The sequence below is a fragment of the Ruminococcus sp. CAG:379 genome, assembly GCF_000434255.1.
GTDB classification, from domain to species: Bacteria; Bacillota; Clostridia; order Oscillospirales; family Ruminococcaceae; genus Ruminococcus_F; species Ruminococcus_F champanellensis.
This window is the reverse complement of sequence record NZ_FR894857.1, coordinates 2840-3176: the sequence shown is the minus strand read 5'-3', so window position 1 is coordinate 3176 and position 337 is coordinate 2840. Positions and strand designations below refer to the sequence as shown.

At 60.8% G+C, this 337-nt stretch carries 2 protein-coding genes (1 of these 2 only partly in view); both read right to left on the bottom strand.

Translation table 11 applies throughout. The features are described from left to right. The coding region (locus tag QVO51_RS10965) for a glutamine synthetase III (protein WP_441295907.1) at positions 1-300 on the bottom strand (300 nt) is incomplete at its 3' end. Beyond that, positions 188-337, bottom strand: partial view of a glutamine synthetase III gene (locus QVO51_RS10960; protein WP_441295906.1) — the final stretch only. It continues 180 nt past the right edge of the window; 150 of the gene's 330 nt are visible here — the last part of the coding sequence; the start codon falls outside the window, past its right edge — the gene reads right to left on this strand; it ends in the stop codon at positions 188-190. The genes QVO51_RS10965 and QVO51_RS10960, both read right to left, overlap by 113 nt.

Genomic DNA, 337 nt, shown 5'->3' with positions numbered 1-337 from the left:
GTTCGTATTGCCGAACAGCCGCAGCACCCGCAGTGCCTGTCGGTTGATGGCATCCATGGAACGGAGCAGGGGAGTCTTTTTGTCCAGCGCCTCGCCCCCGTAGGAGCAGAACACCGTGGGGATATATAAGGTATGCTCACGGATAAAGGCGTATGCGGTGGGATCCCAGGCGGTGTAGCCCCTTGCTTCAAAGGTTGCCCGCAGGCCGCCGGAGGGGAAGGAGGAGGCATCCGGCTCGCCCCGCACCAGTTCTCTTCCTGAAAACTCCATAATGACGGAACCGCTGCCGTCCGGGGTAATGAAGCTGTCGTGCTTTTCGGCGGTGACCCCGGTCATG